Origin of the sequence: Streptomyces sp. NPDC021096, assembly GCF_040641275.1 — a bacterium.
GTDB lineage: Bacteria > Actinomycetota > Actinomycetes > Streptomycetales > Streptomycetaceae > Streptomyces.
Genome location: NZ_JBFADG010000001.1, coordinates 154,410 through 170,087, shown reverse-complemented (window position 1 = coordinate 170,087; position 15,678 = coordinate 154,410). Strand labels below are relative to the sequence as shown.

At 68.9% G+C, this 15,678-nt stretch carries 15 protein-coding genes; 1 reads left to right on the top strand and 14 read right to left on the bottom strand.

The annotated features are described in order from the left end of the window. Nucleotides 1-107: 107 nt before the first annotated feature. Nucleotides 108-386, bottom strand: coding sequence for a hypothetical protein (locus AB0G59_RS00790; protein ID WP_360906608.1), 279 nt, complete (start codon nt 384-386; stop codon nt 108-110). A gap of 192 nt (nt 387-578) precedes the next feature. Between AB0G59_RS00790 and AB0G59_RS00785 the strand changes: the two genes are divergently transcribed. Continuing rightward, on the top strand, nt 579-989 hold the full coding sequence (locus AB0G59_RS00785) for a hypothetical protein (RefSeq protein WP_360906606.1): 411 nt from the start codon (nt 579-581) through the stop codon (nt 987-989). A gap of 63 nt (nt 990-1,052) precedes the next feature. Here the strand turns inward: AB0G59_RS00785 and AB0G59_RS00780 are convergent, their stop codons facing one another. The 13 genes from AB0G59_RS00780 to AB0G59_RS00720 all read right to left on the bottom strand — a co-directional run bounded on the left by AB0G59_RS00780 (nt 1,053) and on the right by AB0G59_RS00720 (nt 15,672). Then, on the bottom strand, nt 1,053-1,460 hold the full coding sequence (locus AB0G59_RS00780) for a hypothetical protein (RefSeq protein WP_360906604.1): 408 nt from the start codon (nt 1,458-1,460) through the stop codon (nt 1,053-1,055). A 96-nt stretch (nt 1,461-1,556) separates the two neighbouring features. Further along, the gene (locus tag AB0G59_RS00775; protein ID WP_360906601.1) at nt 1,557-2,450 is read right to left on the bottom strand and encodes a hypothetical protein; all 894 of its coding nucleotides are present in this window, start codon (nt 2,448-2,450) and stop codon (nt 1,557-1,559) included. A 47-nt stretch (nt 2,451-2,497) separates the two neighbouring features. Then, nucleotides 2,498-3,640 (bottom strand): dipeptide ABC transporter ATP-binding protein, encoded by a 1,143-nt coding sequence (locus AB0G59_RS00770; protein ID WP_360906599.1) that lies wholly within the window; start codon nt 3,638-3,640, stop codon nt 2,498-2,500. Then, the gene (locus tag AB0G59_RS00765) at nt 3,633-4,691 is read right to left on the bottom strand and encodes an ABC transporter ATP-binding protein (protein ID WP_360906597.1); all 1,059 of its coding nucleotides are present in this window, start codon (nt 4,689-4,691) and stop codon (nt 3,633-3,635) included. Before AB0G59_RS00765 ends, AB0G59_RS00770 begins: the two co-directional genes overlap by 8 nt. 11 nt (nt 4,692-4,702) lie before the next feature. Continuing rightward, nucleotides 4,703-5,692, bottom strand: a complete 990-nt coding sequence (locus AB0G59_RS00760) for an ABC transporter permease (protein WP_360906595.1) — start codon at nt 5,690-5,692, stop codon at nt 4,703-4,705. Then, nucleotides 5,685-6,614 (bottom strand): ABC transporter permease, encoded by a 930-nt coding sequence (locus AB0G59_RS00755; protein ID WP_360906593.1) that lies wholly within the window; start codon nt 6,612-6,614, stop codon nt 5,685-5,687. Before AB0G59_RS00755 ends, AB0G59_RS00760 begins: the two co-directional genes overlap by 8 nt. A 142-nt stretch (nt 6,615-6,756) precedes the next feature. Then, nucleotides 6,757-8,373, bottom strand: coding sequence for an ABC transporter substrate-binding protein (locus AB0G59_RS00750; protein ID WP_360906591.1), 1,617 nt, complete (start codon nt 8,371-8,373; stop codon nt 6,757-6,759). A gap of 385 nt (nt 8,374-8,758) precedes the next feature. Further along, complete coding sequence (locus AB0G59_RS00745) at nt 8,759-9,580, bottom strand: hypothetical protein (RefSeq protein WP_360906589.1); 822 nt, start codon at nt 9,578-9,580, stop codon at nt 8,759-8,761. Between the two features lie 90 nt (nt 9,581-9,670). Further along, entirely contained in the window at nt 9,671-10,672 is a 1,002-nt protein-coding gene (locus AB0G59_RS00740; RefSeq protein WP_360906587.1) for an NADP-dependent oxidoreductase, read from the bottom strand. Nucleotides 10,673-10,682: 10 nt separating this feature from the next. Next, on the bottom strand, nt 10,683-12,314 hold the full coding sequence (locus AB0G59_RS00735) for an ABC transporter substrate-binding protein (RefSeq protein ID WP_360906585.1): 1,632 nt from the start codon (nt 12,312-12,314) through the stop codon (nt 10,683-10,685). Between the two features lie 46 nt (nt 12,315-12,360). Further along, a complete protein-coding gene (locus AB0G59_RS00730; RefSeq protein WP_360906583.1) occupies nt 12,361-13,584 on the bottom strand; it encodes an MFS transporter in 1,224 nt (407 codons plus the stop codon). 1 nt (nt 13,585) lies between these two features. Further along, nucleotides 13,586-14,776, bottom strand: coding sequence for an ATP-grasp domain-containing protein (locus tag AB0G59_RS00725; protein WP_360906581.1), 1,191 nt, complete (start codon nt 14,774-14,776; stop codon nt 13,586-13,588). Next, nucleotides 14,773-15,672: a 3-oxoacyl-[acyl-carrier-protein] synthase III C-terminal domain-containing protein gene (locus AB0G59_RS00720; protein WP_360906579.1), complete on the bottom strand. Its 900-nt coding sequence runs from the start codon at nt 15,670-15,672 to the stop codon at nt 14,773-14,775. Before AB0G59_RS00720 ends, AB0G59_RS00725 begins: the two co-directional genes overlap by 4 nt. Between the last annotated feature and the right edge of the window lie 6 nt (nt 15,673-15,678).

The window sequence follows — 15,678 nt, the reverse complement described above, 5'->3', positions numbered from 1 at the left end:
GGCGGGCGGTGACGACACGACCCAAGTGCCCGCCCGTGGCGTGCAGCCCCGGACGGACACTGCACAGCGCGTGATTGGTGGTGCCGGGACTGCCGAGCCGCATCGTCTCAGTAGATGTACATGAACGTCGCCCACACGCCGTTCATGTTCTGGGTGATGACTTCCCCGGCCCCGGCGCCAAAGCTGGTGGCGATATTGGTCACGTCGTAGACCGATCCGTAATTGCCCATCCAGTGCCAGGTCTTGACCTGCGCCTTCGCAGGGCTGGTGCTCACGGTTGCCGGCGCGATCGGTGCGGGGTCGTCCGCGGCCACCGCGGGGGCCGCGAGGCCGATCAGCATCGCGGTGGGCGCGGCTGCCAGGGCGAGGGTTCGAAGACACTTCATGGTGACCTCCATGAAAGGCTCGGATGTTCGAATGGCCGAACATCGCCAGATAACCGTAGGCGACTCCTGCCACAGCCGCCATCCGAGCCGCCCGCACCGGACCGGCGTTGTCAGACCCTCCCCCTACAGTCCGTTCCAGTAGTCCGGATCGCTGACGGACAGGCGGACAGGAACGACGGGGGAGAGATTCGCATGCGCCAATTCGGGGTCGAGTTGTACGACCGGTGGACCGCCATGTGGAACGGCGACACCGCACTCGCCGACGAGATCATGGCGCCGGAGTTCCACTTGCGGTACGCGCAGGCGGGTACCGAGGCGTTCGACGAAGTGCGACGGCCCGGGGAACTCGCGGACGTCATCACGGGGTGGCATCGCAAGCGGCCGGGGCTGCGGTTCGTCGCCGAGGGGCCGGCGGTCGTCGACATCGGCCTCGTCGACGGTGCACCGGAGGGGACCGTGGCCCGGCCCTATGTGGCGAGCTTCGTGGACAACGACGGGCGGACCGTGGCCCGGAGCGGGACCGACATACTCGCCGTCACGGGCGGGCGCATCACCGAGGTCTGGTCGGTGTCCTCCGGTGCCGGGGGCCGGACCTTCTACTGATGCCGGCGGATGATGCCGGCGAAGGGGCCCGGCCAGGACGGACAGGGCCCCTCCCCGACTACCTCACGCGCGGAAGCCGTTGAGCTTCGCACCCGTCACCGGAGCCTCCGGCTTGAAGGTGTAGTCGAACGTCTTCGTCGCCCGGTGCTGGGGATCGAAGTGCGGGCAGACCATCGGCCCGATCATGCCCTTCGCGCCCATCTCGATCCACCAGCCCGCGCAGGCACCGTCCGGCGTGCCCCAGCCGTTGCCCGGCAGCAGGTCCTCGATGTAGCCGGTGACCCGCGTGGTGCCGTCGCTCTGCGGGCACAGCGATATCTCGCCGCGCGCGAAGGACGCCTCCTGCTTGGCGGTGACGCACGCGGCCGTCGACGCCGAAGCGGACGGCGCCGCCTGCGAGGCCGGGGCGGACAGCAGGGTCAGGGCGCCGACGGCTCCGGTCATGGCCAGGGCACGGGCAAGGCGTCTCATGGTCGGTCCTTCTCTCCTCGTGTCGCGCGGCCGCCGCACCGTCGCGACGGCTCGACCGAGAGAACCACGGACTTGATCAACCACACCAGAGGGTGTTCAACCGTCCGTACCGGACCGCATGCCACCACATGCGGACGCATACCGCGCCAGCGCCGCCTTGAAGTCCGCCACGAACGCCTCGCGCGTGCCGTCGTCCAGGAGGTCCAGGGACAGGTACGGGTTGAGGTCCTCGAGCTCGACCAGGAGGAGCTCGCCCTCCGGGGTGCGGCAGGCGTCGACGCGCTGGATGCCGTGCTCGATGTCGTTCCAGTCGATGAAGCGCTGTGCGAAGACCAGGTCGGCGGCCGTCGGCTCGTAGCGCTCCAGCTTCCAGCGCCGCTCCGGGTCCGGGGCGTACAGCGCGTACTGGAAGGTGTCGTCGATGAAGTAGAACGAGACCTCGTAACGGAAGTGGATGCGGGGCTGGACCAGCACTCCCGCAGCCCACTCCCGCTCCCCCAGCTCCCCCAGCTCCGGCCGCTCGAGGAACCGCAGGCCGATCGAGTCCGCGCCGGCCTTGGGCTTCGCCACATACTCGGCCACCTCCGGCAGGCGGGCCAGGTCCTCCGCGCGGTCGACCGTCGGGATGACCGGGTATCCCGCCGCGCTCAAGTCGACGAGGTACTGCTTGCCGGCCATGTCGGCCCGGCCCGTGAGCTGGTTGTAGACGCGGACGTCGTTCTTCACGGCCCGGGCGCGGAAGTCCTCGTAGGCCGCCTCGTAGTGCAGCACCGGTCCGCTGTTGCGCACCACCACCACGTCGAAGGCGCCCGTCTCCATGAGCGCCGCCGCCTCCAGCGGGTGGCACAGCGCGATGTCGAAGTCCTCGCGCAGCCGCGACGTCAGGAAGATGTCCTCGTCGCAGTACCGCCGCCCCTTGGCCTCGTAGGCCAGGTCGGTGACGTACAGGACGCGGGCACGAACGTGGGTGCGGAAGTCATCGAGCGACACGATCACGAAACTACCCCGGCCACTCCCCCGCTGCGGGAACGGCGCCGTTACGCCGCCCCCACCACCTGCTTCTCCTCCGCGAAGTGGCACGCCGACTCGTGCGCGGCCGGGGTGTCGACGCCGGCGAAGACCTCCGGCACCGCCAGCAGCGGCATCTCCTCGGCGCACCGGTCCTCCGCCTTCCAGCAGCGGGTGCGGAAGCGGCAGCCGGAGGGCGGGTTCGCCGGGGACGGGACGTCGCCGGTGAGGATGATGCGCTCGCGGCCCTCGCGGGCGTCCGGGTCGGGGACCGGGACGGCCGAGAGCAGCGCCTGGGTGTAGGGGTGGGTCGGGTGGTCGTAGATCTGCACGTCCGTGCCGATCTCGGCCATCTTGCCCAGGTACATCACCCCGACGCGGTCGGAGATGTGGCGCACGATCGACAGGTCGTGCGCGATGAAGATGTAGGAGAGGTTGAACTCGTCCTGCAGCTTCTCCATCAGGTTGACGACCTGCGCCTGCACGGAGACGTCCAGCGCGGACACCGGCTCGTCGCAGATGATGATCTCGGGGTTGAGCGCCAGCCCGCGCGCGATGCCGATGCGCTGCCGCTGACCGCCCGAGAACTGGTGCGGGTAGCGGTTGATGTACTCCGGGTTCAGGCCGACGACGTCCAGGAGTTCCTGCACGCGCTTGCGCCGGTCGCCCTTCGGCGCCACCTCGGGGTGGATCTCGAAGGGCTCCCCGATGATGTCGCCGACCGTCATGCGCGGGTTGAGCGAGGTGTACGGGTCCTGGAAGACCATCTGGATGTTGCGGCGCACGGCCTTCAGGGCGCGCCCGGACAGCTTGGTGATGTCCTGGCCCTTGTAGAAGACCTCGCCGGAGGTGGCCGTCTCCAGGGTCATCAGCAGCTTGGCGACCGTGGACTTGCCACAGCCGGACTCGCCGACGATGCCCAGCGTCTCGCCCTGGTAGAGGTCGAACGAGACGCCGTCGACCGCCTTGACCGCGCCGACCTGCCGCTTGAAGAGGATGCCCTGGGTCAGCGGGAAGTGCTTGACCAGGTTGCGCACCTGCAGGATCGGCTCGCCGCGCTCCACCGGGGCGTCGAGGACGGCCTCGACCTCGGCGGTCGTCGACGCGTCGCTGACCTCCACCTCGGAGACGTTGGGCGTCGCGGCCTCGTCCTTCTTGCCGGTCTCAGCCATGGATCGTCTCCTTCCAGAAGTGGCACGCGCTGCCGCGGCCGTCGAGCTCCGCACCGTCCTGCTCGGTCACCCGGTGCAGGACGGGGATGTCCGTGCGGCAGATGTCCTGGGCCTTGGGGCAGCGCGGGTTGAAGGCGCAGCCGGCCGGGATGTTCAGCAGGTTGGGCGGCAGGCCCTTGATCGCGTAGAGCTCCTGGCCCTTCTGGTCCAGGCGCGGGATGGAGTCCAGCAGGCCCCGGGTGTAGGGGTGGGCCGGGCGCTTGTACAGCTCGTGCACGGGCGCGGTCTCCACGATCCGGCCCGCGTACATCACCGCGATCTTGTCGGCGACGTCCGCCACGACACCGAGGTCGTGGGTGATCAGGATCAGGCCCATGTTGAGCTCGCGCTGCAGCTCCGCGAGCAGGTCCATCACCTGGGCCTGGACGGTGACGTCCAGGGCCGTCGTCGGCTCGTCCGCGATGATCAGGTCGGGCTCCAGGGCCAGCGCCATCGCGATCATGATGCGCTGGCGCATGCCGCCCGAGAACTGGTGCGGGTAGTCGCTGACGCGCTCCTTGGCGGCGGGGATGCGGACCCGGTCCATCAGCTCGATGGACTTGGCCTTCGCCTCCTTCTTGGACAGCCCCTGGTGCACCCGGAACATCTCGCCGAGCTGGTAGCCCACGCTCAGCACGGGGTTCAGGGACGACAGGGCGTCCTGGAAGATCATGGCGATCTTGCTGCCGCGGATCTTCCGGCGCTCCTCGGCGGACATCTTCAGCATGTCCTTGCCGCGGAAGAGGATCTCGCCCTGCGGGATCCTCCCGGGCGGCATGTCGAGGATGCCCATGACGGCCTGCGCGGTCACGGACTTGCCGGAGCCGGACTCGCCGAGGACGGCCAGCGTCTCGCCCGCGTTGACGGTGTAGTTGACGCCGTTGACGGCCTTGGCGACGCCGTCGCGGGTGTGGAACTCCACGTGCAGGTCGCGGACTTCGAGCAGCGGGGTGCCCGGGGCGTCGGAGGGCCGGGGCTCGGGGACCTTCGCGGTCTTCTCGATGGTGGTCACGTACGCCTCCCTCAGCGCAGCTTGGGGTCGAGGGCGTTGCGCACCGCATCGCCGAGCATGATGAAGGCCAGGACCGTGACGGAGACCATCAGCGCCGGGAAGAGCAGGACGTGCGGCGCGTTGCGCAGCTGGTCCTTGCCCGCCGAGACGTCGATGCCCCACGAGACGACCGGGTCGGCCAGACCGATGCCGAGGTAGGACAGGGTGGCCTCGGCCGAGATGTAGCCGCCGAGCGCGATGGTCGCGACGACGATCACCGGCGCGATGGCGTTCGGCAGGATGTGGCGCAGCAGGATGCGGCCGGTGCCGGCGCCGAGGGCCTTGGCGGCCATGACGTAGTCCTGCTGCTTGATGGAGATCACCGAGCCGCGCATGACGCGGGCGATCTGGGTCCAGCCCAGGACGATCAGGGCCGCGGAGACCACCCACACGGTGCGCACGTCGAACGAGGTGAGCACGACCATGGCGCCGAGCAGGAAGGGGATGCCGGCGAAGATGTCGGTGAGGCGGGAGAGGACGCTGTCGATCCAGCCGCCGAAGTACCCGGCCATCATGCCCACGAAGCCGCCGAAGAGGGTGACGGCGGCCGTGACCACGACACCGACGATCACCGAGGCGCGGGCGCCGTAGACCAGGCGCGCCCAGATGCTGCGGCCCTGGCCGTCGTAGCCGAGCCACTCGCCCGAGAACACCTTCCCGAACTCCGGCTCCTTGAGGTAGGCACCGGTCAGGTCGCCGTTGCGCGGCGAGGCGCTGGTGAACAGGCTGGGGAAGCAGGTCATGGTCAGCAGCAGCACGATCAGGATCGCGGATGCCACGAACAGCGGGTTGCGGCGCAGGTCGCGCCAGGCGTCGCTCCACAGGCTGCGCGGCTTGCCGACCGGGCCGCCGGCGGAACCACCGGTCTGCGCCGGGGACTTCGCGCCCTCGGCGTTCTCCTTCTCCACCTTCTCGGCGATGGCAGCCGGGTCCACGAAGGAGCCCTCGATTGCCTCAGGCATAACGGATCCTCGGGTCGAGCACGGCGTACAGGAGGTCGACGATCAGGCTGGCGCAGAGATAGACGATGACCAGCAGCGTCACGATGCCCACGACGGTGGAACCCTCGTGGCGGTTGAGGGCCTCGTAGATCTCCCGGCCGATGCCCTGGACGTTGAAGATGCCCTCGGTGACCACCGCGCCGCCCAGCAGGGCGCCCAGGTCCGTACCGAGGAAGGTGACCACGGGGATCAGGGAGTTGCGCAGCAGGTGGACGCCGACGACGCGGCGCCGGGGCAGGCCCTTGGCGACGGCGGTGCGGATGTAGTCCGCGCGCTTGTTCTCGGCGATGGAGGTCCGGGTCAGCCGGGTGACGTACGCCAGTGAGAGCGAGCCCAGCACCACGGCCGGCAGGAACAACTGCCCGAAGTCCTCGGAGTTCTGGACCGTGGGGGTCAGCCAGCCGAGCTTCATGGCGAAGATGAACTGGAAGAGGTAGCCGAGCACGAAGGACGGCACCGAGACCAGCAGCAGGGTGAGGAACAGTACGCCCTTGTCCAGCCAGCGGTCGGCCTTCAGGCCGGCCAGGACGCCGAGGCTGATGCCGACGACGACGGTGAACGTGAAGGCGAAGAGGGCCAGTCGGAGGGTCACCGGGATCGCGTCCGAGATGACGTCGGCGACGGGCCGCTGGCTGGCGATCTGGGTGCCGAAGTCGCCCTGGAACAGGCCGCTGAGGTAGTTCCAGTACTGCTGCCAGAGCGGCAGGTCGAGGCCCAGATCGTGCTTGACCGAGGCGATCTGCGCCTCGTCGATGGCCTGTTCTCCCCACATGGCCCGGACGGGGTCGCCGGGCAGTGCGTACATCATGAGGAAGATCAGCAAGGTTGACCCGATGAACACCGGGATCATCTGGAGCAGTCGCCGCGCGACATAACGCCCCATGGTGCCTCCATGTGGATACGACGGCGCCGGGGGCCGCTCGCGCACAGCAGGGCTGTGGGAGGAGCGGCCCCCGGTGCCTTCCCGCCCCGTTCCGGGTTACGGGGGATGCGGGGGACCGGATCGGATTTACTCCGCGGGCGGACTACTTGGGGGTGACGTCGGTGAGGACGTAGTCACCGCGGTAGTCGGCCTTGACGTTGGTCACGTTCTTGGAGTGGCCACCGTTGATCCGGTAGTTCCACAGCGGGATGGCCGGCATCTTCTGCGCCATGGCCTTCTCGGCCTCCTGGTACAGCTTGACCGACTCCTCCAGGGTCTTGGCGTTGTCGCCCTTGTCGAAGAGCTCGTCGATGCTCTTGTCGGAGAAGCGGCCGCTGTTGGCCTCGGCGCCCGAGCGGTAGAGCTCGCGCATGAAGTTGACGTTCAGCGGGTAGTCGGCGACCCAGCCACCGCGGTACATCGCCTTGACCTTGTTCTGGTCACGCAGGTCCAGGTCGGCCTGGAAGTCGGGCTTGGGGTCGGCGAGGCACTCGACGCCGGTGTTCTGGCGGATGTTCTCGCAGACGGCCGTGACCCATTCCTTGTGGCCGCCGTCGCCGTTGAACTGGATCCAGATCTTGTTGCCCGGAACGCCGCCGCCTTCCTTGATGAGCTCCTTGGCCTTCTGCGGGTCGAACTTGAAGATGTCGACGCCCAGGTCGCTCTGGTTGCCCTCGACGCCGGGGGCGGTGAAGCTGGTGGCGGGGCTACGGGTGCCGTGGAGGACCGTCTTGGTGATGGTCTCCCGGTCGATCGCCTTCGACAGACCCTGGATGACCTTGGGGTCGACGTTCTTGAAGGGCTCGCTGTAGAACGCGGGGACGATGGACTGGACGGCCGCGTACGGCTGGTCGATCGCCCGGTCACCGAGGTCGGTCTTGTACTTCGGCAGGTCCTTGGGACCGATCTGGCGGATCATGTCGAGGTTGCCCGACACGAGGTCCTGGTAGGCCGCCTCGACCGTGGAGTACTGCTTGAACTGGATGCCCTTGTTCTTGGGCTTGTCCTCACCCTTGTAGCCGTCGAACGCGGCGACCTGGATGAGCTTCTTGTGGTCCCACTTCTCGAACTTGTACGGGCCCTGGCCGACCGGCTTCTGACCGAAGCCCTTCGGGTCCTGGAAGAAGGCCTTCGGCTGCGGCATGAAGGGGACGTAGCCGAGCTTGTACTGGAAGTACGGGACGGCGTGCTCGAGTTCGACGCTCAGGGTGAGCTCGTCCTTGGCCACCAGGCCCGACATCTTGTCGGACTTGGGGTCGCCCTTCTCGGGGTGGACGTCCGTGTAGCCCTTGATGTCGTTGAACCAGAGGCCGTTCTTCTGGTTGTTCTTGATGTTGGCGCCCCAGTTCCAGGCGTCGACATACGACTGGGCGGTGACCTTCTCACCGTTGTGGAACGTCCAGCCCGCCTTGAGCTTGATCGTCCAAGTCTTCGAGTCCTCGGTGGTGATGGACTCGGCGGCGACGTTGCGGATCTTGCCCTTGTCGTCGAAGTTCACGAGCGGCGAGTAGAGGGCGGTGATGACGTTGTGACCCAACGTCTCGTTGGTGTCCGTCGGGTAGAGCGGGTTCTGCGGCTCGCCGACGTCGACGGACACATAGCCCTCGGGCTTGCCCGAACCGGAACTGCTCTTACCGTCGCCGCCGCCGTTGCAAGCGGTCGCGCTCAGCGCAACAACTATCGCACCCGCGACCCACTTGGCGCTCTTGGCACCGCGCATGGGTATGCCTCCTCAAGAGTCCACTATTCGCTACAAGAGAGGCACCGGCCCCACGCTGACACCCCTGACAGCGGAGACGGAACCGGCACCTTCAGTGTGCTCGTGAGTCGGCGCTCCCCACAGCGCGTGACCCATTGACCCGAGCTCAGTGAACCCAACTATTAAGTACGACCGTCTTGTAAACCACACTTAAAGGGTCTCGCTTTGGTCACATCGATCACAGACACAGGCCCAAAATACGGACAAAGCGATCATAGACAGACACCCGCGAAACGGACTGTTAACACAACATCCGGATCTAGCTGACCGTCTTTCGGACAGCTCCCGGCGAAGGCCCACAAACCGGAACTCGATCATCCGGATCCAGGTCGTCCCACGCCGCGCCTCAGAGACAGACCAGCGCTCCCGGACGGATCACATAGTCGCCCGCGGCGCGCATCCGGAAGCGCTCCGGCGCGACGTGCGCGTCCACCGTCCACTCCAACTGGCTCTCCCCGATGGCCTGCCGGGCCAGGACGGGGAGCACCCCCCAGACGCCGGAGCCGATGTCGACCGGCCGCGGACCGCCGGGGCCCAGCTCGAAGCGGGCGCGGGCCGGACCGTTGCGGATGCCGAGGGCGTCCAGCATCGCGAAGGCGGAGTCGACGAGCAGGTCCTGCTCGGGGCCGCGGCGGGGCAGCAGCCGCAGACCGTTGACCGGATCCCGCCCCTCGGCGTCCCCGGGATGGCGGGATGTCCAGATGTCGCTCACGTGGTGCAGGCCGTCCAGGCTCACCGTATTGACGTGGTACGTGCACTCGGCCGGCCCGTCGGGCTCCAGGAGGCGGTCGGCGTCCCGCACCCCGGCGGCCAGCAGCGCCCGGGCCATCAGGGGCCGCTCCCGGCGGGCCGGGCCCAGCCGGGTGCCGTTCGTGGGCAGGCCCAGGCCCTCGGTCAGGACGTCCGCGGTGTCCGCACCGCTGCGCGCCCCGGCCAGCAGGGCGACGGGCCGGTGGGCGGCGACCGCGTCGAGGACCTCTTCGGCGATCCCCAGGCTCACGATGTTGGCGCGGAAGGCGGCCGGGCGGAACGAGGGCGCGTACGCCGGGGGGACCTCGGGCCGGCTCTGCACATGCACCAGGTCGTAGCCCCGCTCGTGGAGGAGCGGGACGAGATGGCGCGCGGTGGAGTAGGCGTCGACGATCACGACGACGGGCTTGGCAGGCATCCTCGGCTTCTCCCCTGCTGTGGGAACGGCCCGGACGCGGCAGGGGGCCGGCGCACCGGTCCCCTGCCGCGTCCGGGAGCACACGGCGGCTTACGCCTGCCCGGTGCGGACGATCATCTTTCCGGTGTTCTCCCCGCGGAGCATGCCGAGGAAGGCGTCCACCACGTGTCCGAACCCGTCCACGACCGTCTCGTCCGGAACGAGCCGTCCCGACTGGATGTGCGGGATGAGCACGGACTCCATCTCCTCCTGCAGGTGCGGGTATTCACGCACCAGGAAGCCCTCCAGCCGCAGGCTCTTGCCGACCACGTCGTAGAGGTTGCGGGGCGCCGCGGGCGGCTCCTCGGGGTTGTTGTACGTCGACACGGCCCCGCACCACACGATGCGGCCGTGCGGGCGGACGACGTCGATCGCCGCCTCCAGGTGATCGCCGCCGACGTTCTCCAGGCAGACGTCCACCCCGTCGGGGGCCGCCTTGCGCAGGAGCTCGGTGACCGGGCCGTCGTGGTAGTCGAAGGCGGCGTCGAAGCCGAGGTCCTCGGTGAGGTGCCTGACCTTGGCCGCCGAGCCGGCGCTGCCGATCACCCGGCCGGCGCCCAGGATCCGGGCGAGCTGCCCGGCCGCGGTGCCCACGCCGCCGGCGGCGGCGGAGATGAACAGGGACTCACCCTCGGTGAACCGGGCGATCTGGGTGAGCGCCACATAGGCGCTCAGGCCGGTGCCGCCCAGCACGCTGAGGAAGGCGCTGAGGGGAACGCCCTCGGCCTGGGGCAGCACACGGGCCTCCTCGGGCGTGACCACGGCGTGGGTGCGCCAGCCCTGGCGGTGGAAGACCAGGTCGCCGACGGCCAGGCGGGGGTCGTGCGACTGAAGGACCCGCCCGATCGAGCGCCCCTCGAGGGGGTTGTGCAGGCCCCACACCCCGTTCATGCACTCGCGCATGTACGGGTCGACGGAGAGGTAGAGGTTCTCGACCAGGGCGGTCCCGGGGCCGGCCGGCGGCATCTCACCGGGGACGAACGCGAAGTCGTCCGCGGTCGGGGCCCCCTTGGGCTCCTTGACCTGGTGTACGGCTATGAACCGGTCTGACATCGCAAACACCTTACTTTCGCGTGAAGTTGGCGAGGATGGGCTCGCCGCCCACCGGGTTGACGACCGCGTCGGTGAACTTGTCCGAGTACAGCGTCGAACCCTTGACGTACCAGACCGGCATGGCGGGCATGTCCTCGGCCACCAGGTCCTCCGCCTGCTGGTAGAAGGAGACGGCCTCCTCGGGGGTCGCGGCCCGGTTGCCCTTGGCCACGAGCTCGTCGAAGCGGGGGTCGCTCCAGCCGGTGACGGCCGTCGAGCCGTTCTTGGCGTACAGCGGGGTCAGGAAGTTCTCCATGCTGGGGTAGTCGGAGTTCCAGCCGCTGCGGAACATCCCGGTCATCCCGTTGGCGTGGATCTTCTCCACGTACTGCGAGTAGGGCAGGTCGGCCTTGACCTCGTAGTCGATGCCCAGGTTCTTCTTCAGCTGCTCGCCGAGCTCGGCCATCCACACCTGGTGGTCGGCGCCGGAGTTCGTCCACAGCTCGAGCTTGCCGCCCTGCCAGCCGCCGGCCTCCGCGAGCAGCTGCCGGGCCTTGTCCGGGGCGTAGGAGCAGTACGCGCAGGAGCTGCGGGCGCCGGGGAAGACCGGGGAGACGAAGCCGTCGGCCGGGACGTGGGCGCCGTGGTAGATCTTGTCGATGATGGCCTTGCGGTCGACCGCCATGGAGATCGCCTGGCGGACCCGCTTGTCCTTGAAGCGCGCGTCGTAGGTCGGGAAGGCGATCCGCTGCAGGGAGGCCATGGGGACCTCGATGAGGTTCGCGCCGTACTTCTGCCGGGCCTCGGGCAGCTTGTCGCCGGGCAGCAGCTTGCGGACGACGTCCAGCTCGCCCTTCTCGAAGGCCGTGTAGCCGTCCGAGACGTTCTCCATCAGCTTGAAGGTGATGCGCTGGGACTTGCCCTTGTCGCCGGCGTAGCCGTCGAAGCGGACGGTCTTGATGACCTTGTTGTGCTCCCACGACTCGAACCGGTAGGGGCCGTTGCCGATCGGCTTCTCGTCGCAGGCCTTGAGGTCGGCGAGGCAGGCCTTGGCCATCGGGTGGAAGCCGATGTAGCCGAGCATGGTCCGGAAGCCGCTGTACGGCTCGTTCAGCGTGACCTTGAACGTGCGGTCGTCGACCTTCTGCAGGCCGGAGAGCCGCTTGGCCTTGGGCGGGGCGGGCTGCAGCGGTCCGCTGCCGTCCGGGTCCGGGCCGGCCTGGAGGTCCGCGAAGCCCTGGATGCTGCGGAAGAAGTCGTTGTTGGCCTGCTCGTTGGGGCCGTACGCGGTGTGGTTCCACGCCCTGATGTAGGCGTCGGCGTCGACCCGCTCGCCGTTGTGGAAGGTCAGGTTCTTCTTGAGCCTGACGGTCCAGACCTTCTGGTCGGCGGACGGCGTGATGGAATCCGCCTGCACGTTGACCGGCTGGAGGGTCTTGGGGTCGTAGCGCACCAGTCCGCTGTAGAGGACCGAGTCGACGATCAGGCTCTCGCTCTGGTTGACGTTGCCGGGGACGAGGTGCCCCGGCTCCTCCGCGAAGACCCGCAGCTCCCCGCCGCCCCCGGGCGGGCAGGCGGCGGCCGGGGAGGTGGTGGTCACGAGGGCGGCCGCGGTCGCCGCCGCACCGGCGGCCAGCTTGGCGAGCATGGGTCGGGTGAGCATCGGTGTTCCCTAGGTTGACGAGTACGGAGCGGGCGGGGCCGGCGGTTCAGCCGGCGGTGACCCTGGGCCGGAAGCGGGCGGCCACCCAGACGCTGCCGAGGGCGAAGAGCAGCATGATCGCGGCGACGCTGACATAGCCGGTGCCGAGCGAGACCTTGGCGGCCTGCCCCACGAACGGCATCAGCACCACCGAGCCCAGGCCGATCGCCAGCAGGCGCAGCGAGGCCATCTTGGCCTTGTCCCCCTCGCCCGCGTGCTGCTGCAGCGAGGCGAGCAGCCAGACGAGGCTGTTGAGGTTGGCGAAGCCGGCCACCAGGAAGGCCGCGAAGTGGATCACGGGTTCCCCGGTGCGGGAGAGCAGCAGGGCGGCGGCGGCCTGGACCGCCAGCCACACCGGCAGCAGCCGCTGCTTGGCGGTGCGGGAGGTGAAGAAGGAGGCGGTGATCATGCCGGTGCCGAAGGTGGCCTCCAGGACGGAGATGTACCAGCTCCGCCCGTCGTAGAACCGGTCGACCAGCGGTACGACCAGGGTGCTCATGCTGTTGGCGAAGAGGAAGTCGGCCGTGCAGGTCACCACCATGGCGAAGACGACCAGTTCCCCCCGGTACTGGCGGAACATCTGCCGCCAGTCGCCGAGGAGGCCCAGCAGGGCGGTGCGCAGCAGGGCGGCGGACAGCGGCCGGGTGTTCTCCGACTTCTCCAGCCGTACGCGCGAGGCGACGAGCGCGCAGGCGGCGGAGGCGCACACGCTCAGCAGGAGCGCCTTGGTGGGCGAGCCGTAGGCGAGCACCACGCCCAGCAGGGCCATCCCGATGACCACGCCGACCTGGAAGGCCATGCCGTTGACGGCGTTGAACTTCACCACGGCCGACTTGCTGATGTGGTGGGCGGTGAACTTGAACAGCGCGGCCCGTTCGACGTTGTCGAAGACGGCCAGCAGGACGGCGGCCGCCATGATGAACGGCACCGGGTCGCCGATGTGCGCGACGGTGATCCCCACGATCGTCAGCACGCAGGCGGCCTTGGCGGCCGCCGCGGCGATGTAGACCCGGGTGGAGCTGAGGGCGTCCACCAGCGGTCCGCAGAACGGCAGCACGCAGATGGCCCCGATGCCCTGGGAGGCGAGGACCGTCACGAACGCCTGGGTGCTGCCGGTGAGTTCGAAGAGGACCTGACCGAGCGCGAGGACGTTCAGGCCGAAGCCGAGGCTGGACATCAGGATGGCGCCCAGCATGCGGCGGGCCTTGGCGTCCTGCCAGACCGTCTTCACATCAGCCCCCGGCCGGGGCGGGCTCGACGGTGATGGTGCGGGCGCATTCCCGGAAGAACGCGGCCAGTTCACCGGCGTCGGCGTGCGAGGCCTCGATGAACACGGGCACCAGCCACTCGTGGTAGGTGATGTGGTCCGGCAGCGGCTGTTCGGGGGCGAGCACGTGCAGCGCGTCGATGGCGGGGTGCTGCCGCACCGCCTCGGGCACGGTGATCGTGTGGCCCCTGGTGCCGAGGTGGTGGCCGGGGACCACCAGCCAGCCGTGGTAGCGCCCGCTCGGCTGGGCGGGGGCGGGCCGCTCCAGGCCCAGCCGGATGGCGATCTCGTGCGAGGGCAGGTGGATGCCGGTGTGGCCCAGGTGGGCGTTGACGACGCCGGCGCCGCCCATGCGGTTGGCGATCTCCAGGAAGACCAGTTCGCCCTCGGCGGTCTCGAAGAGCTCGAGGTGGACGCAGCCGGACTCGATCTCCAGGGCCTTGACGACCTGTTCGGCGAAGTGCCGGAACCGGCCGTGGGGGTCGGGGATCTGGTGGGAGGCGATGACGTGGCCGTCGAGGTACTCGACGGGCTTGTTGATGTACCTGCTGATCACCAGGTCGCCGGGCGTGCCGTCGCTCACCAGGCCGTCGATGTGCAGGATGTCGCCGTCGATGTACTCCTCGAGCTGGAAGTCGAGGCGGTCGTCCAGCTTCCAGTAGGCGGTGAGCGCCTCCCGGGCGGTGTCGTGCAGGGTGACGCCCTCGCTGGAGGCGCCCTGCCGGGGCTTGATCACGGTCCGGCCCGTCCAGGGCAGCGCGTCGCAGGGCGCGGGGGCCGGCTCGAAGCGGGGGTGGCGGATGCCGGAGTCGGCCAGCGCCTGCTTCATACTGACCTTGTCGCGCACCCGCTCGATCTGCTCCAGCGAGGGGCCCGCCAGGCCCAGGTGCCGGCGGATGTGCCAGGCCTGCAGGATCCCGAACTCCGAGAGGGAGAGCAGCTTTTCGAAGCCGTCCTCGGGTGAGACGCGGGCGGTGACGCCCTCGACCAGGTCCTCGCCCTCGGCGAGTTCGATGCGCCGGCAGCGCAGCTCCGCGGGGAGGTCGGCCATCCGCTGCGGGTGGCCGATGTAGGTGACCTCGTGGCGGTCGTGGTCGAGCCCCAGGTGGTAGGACATCTTGCGGTAGGGGACCTGATGGATGACGAGAATCTTCATGCGTGAAACTCCAAGGCGGTGATCCCCCAGCTGAAGCCCATGGCGCTACTGGCCAGCAGCACCAGGTCGCCGCGCTCCAGCTTCTTGTCGGCCAGCAGGTCCTGAAGGGCGATCAAGGTGTCCGCGCCGCCCATATGACCCAGCCTGTGGTAGTTGAAGACGGTTTTCTCCGTCGGCAGGCCCAGCGTGCGCACCAGCCGTTCGTGCATGTCCTTGTCGCCGTGGTTGATCAGGAAATAGGCGACGTCCGAGAGCCGCTTGCCGAGCGCGTCGAGGGTCTCGTCGACAAGGGCGGTGAAGTTCTCGACGTAGGCGGTGGCCAGGCCCTTGCGGTGGGCGGCCCGGCGGATGGCGATCCGGCCGTCGCGGTATTCCCCGTAGTAGTAGTCGGACCAGCTGGGGTCGGTGCGCATCACCGAGTGCAGCAGGCTGAAGGAGAGGTCACCGCCCGACACCAGCACCGCGGCGGCCGCGTCGCCGAAGTTGAACAGCGCCTTCGACTCGGGGTCGGTGTAGTCGACCATGCGGCTGAGCCGGTCGCCGATCAGCACCAGCGCGTAGGTGCCGCGGCCCAGCGTGACGGAGTCCGAGGCGACGCGCAGGGCGGTCATGCCGGCGTTGCAGAAGTTGGTCACCTCGTAGCAGTGCGCCCGCTCGATGCCGAGCTCGTGCGCCACCCGGGCCGCGGGCGACCAGAACGGCAGGTCCCAGTCGCCGGAACCGGCGTAGATCACCTGCCGGATGTCGGCGGGCCGCACCGCGGTCCGCTCCAGTACGGTCCGGGCCGCGCTCGCCGCGAGGCGCCAGGCCTGCTCGTGCTCCCCGAGCGCGGGGAAGCCGTCGTTGTGCGTGATCCTCTTGATGTCCGCCACGGGGACGCCGGACGCGGCGTGCATGTCCTG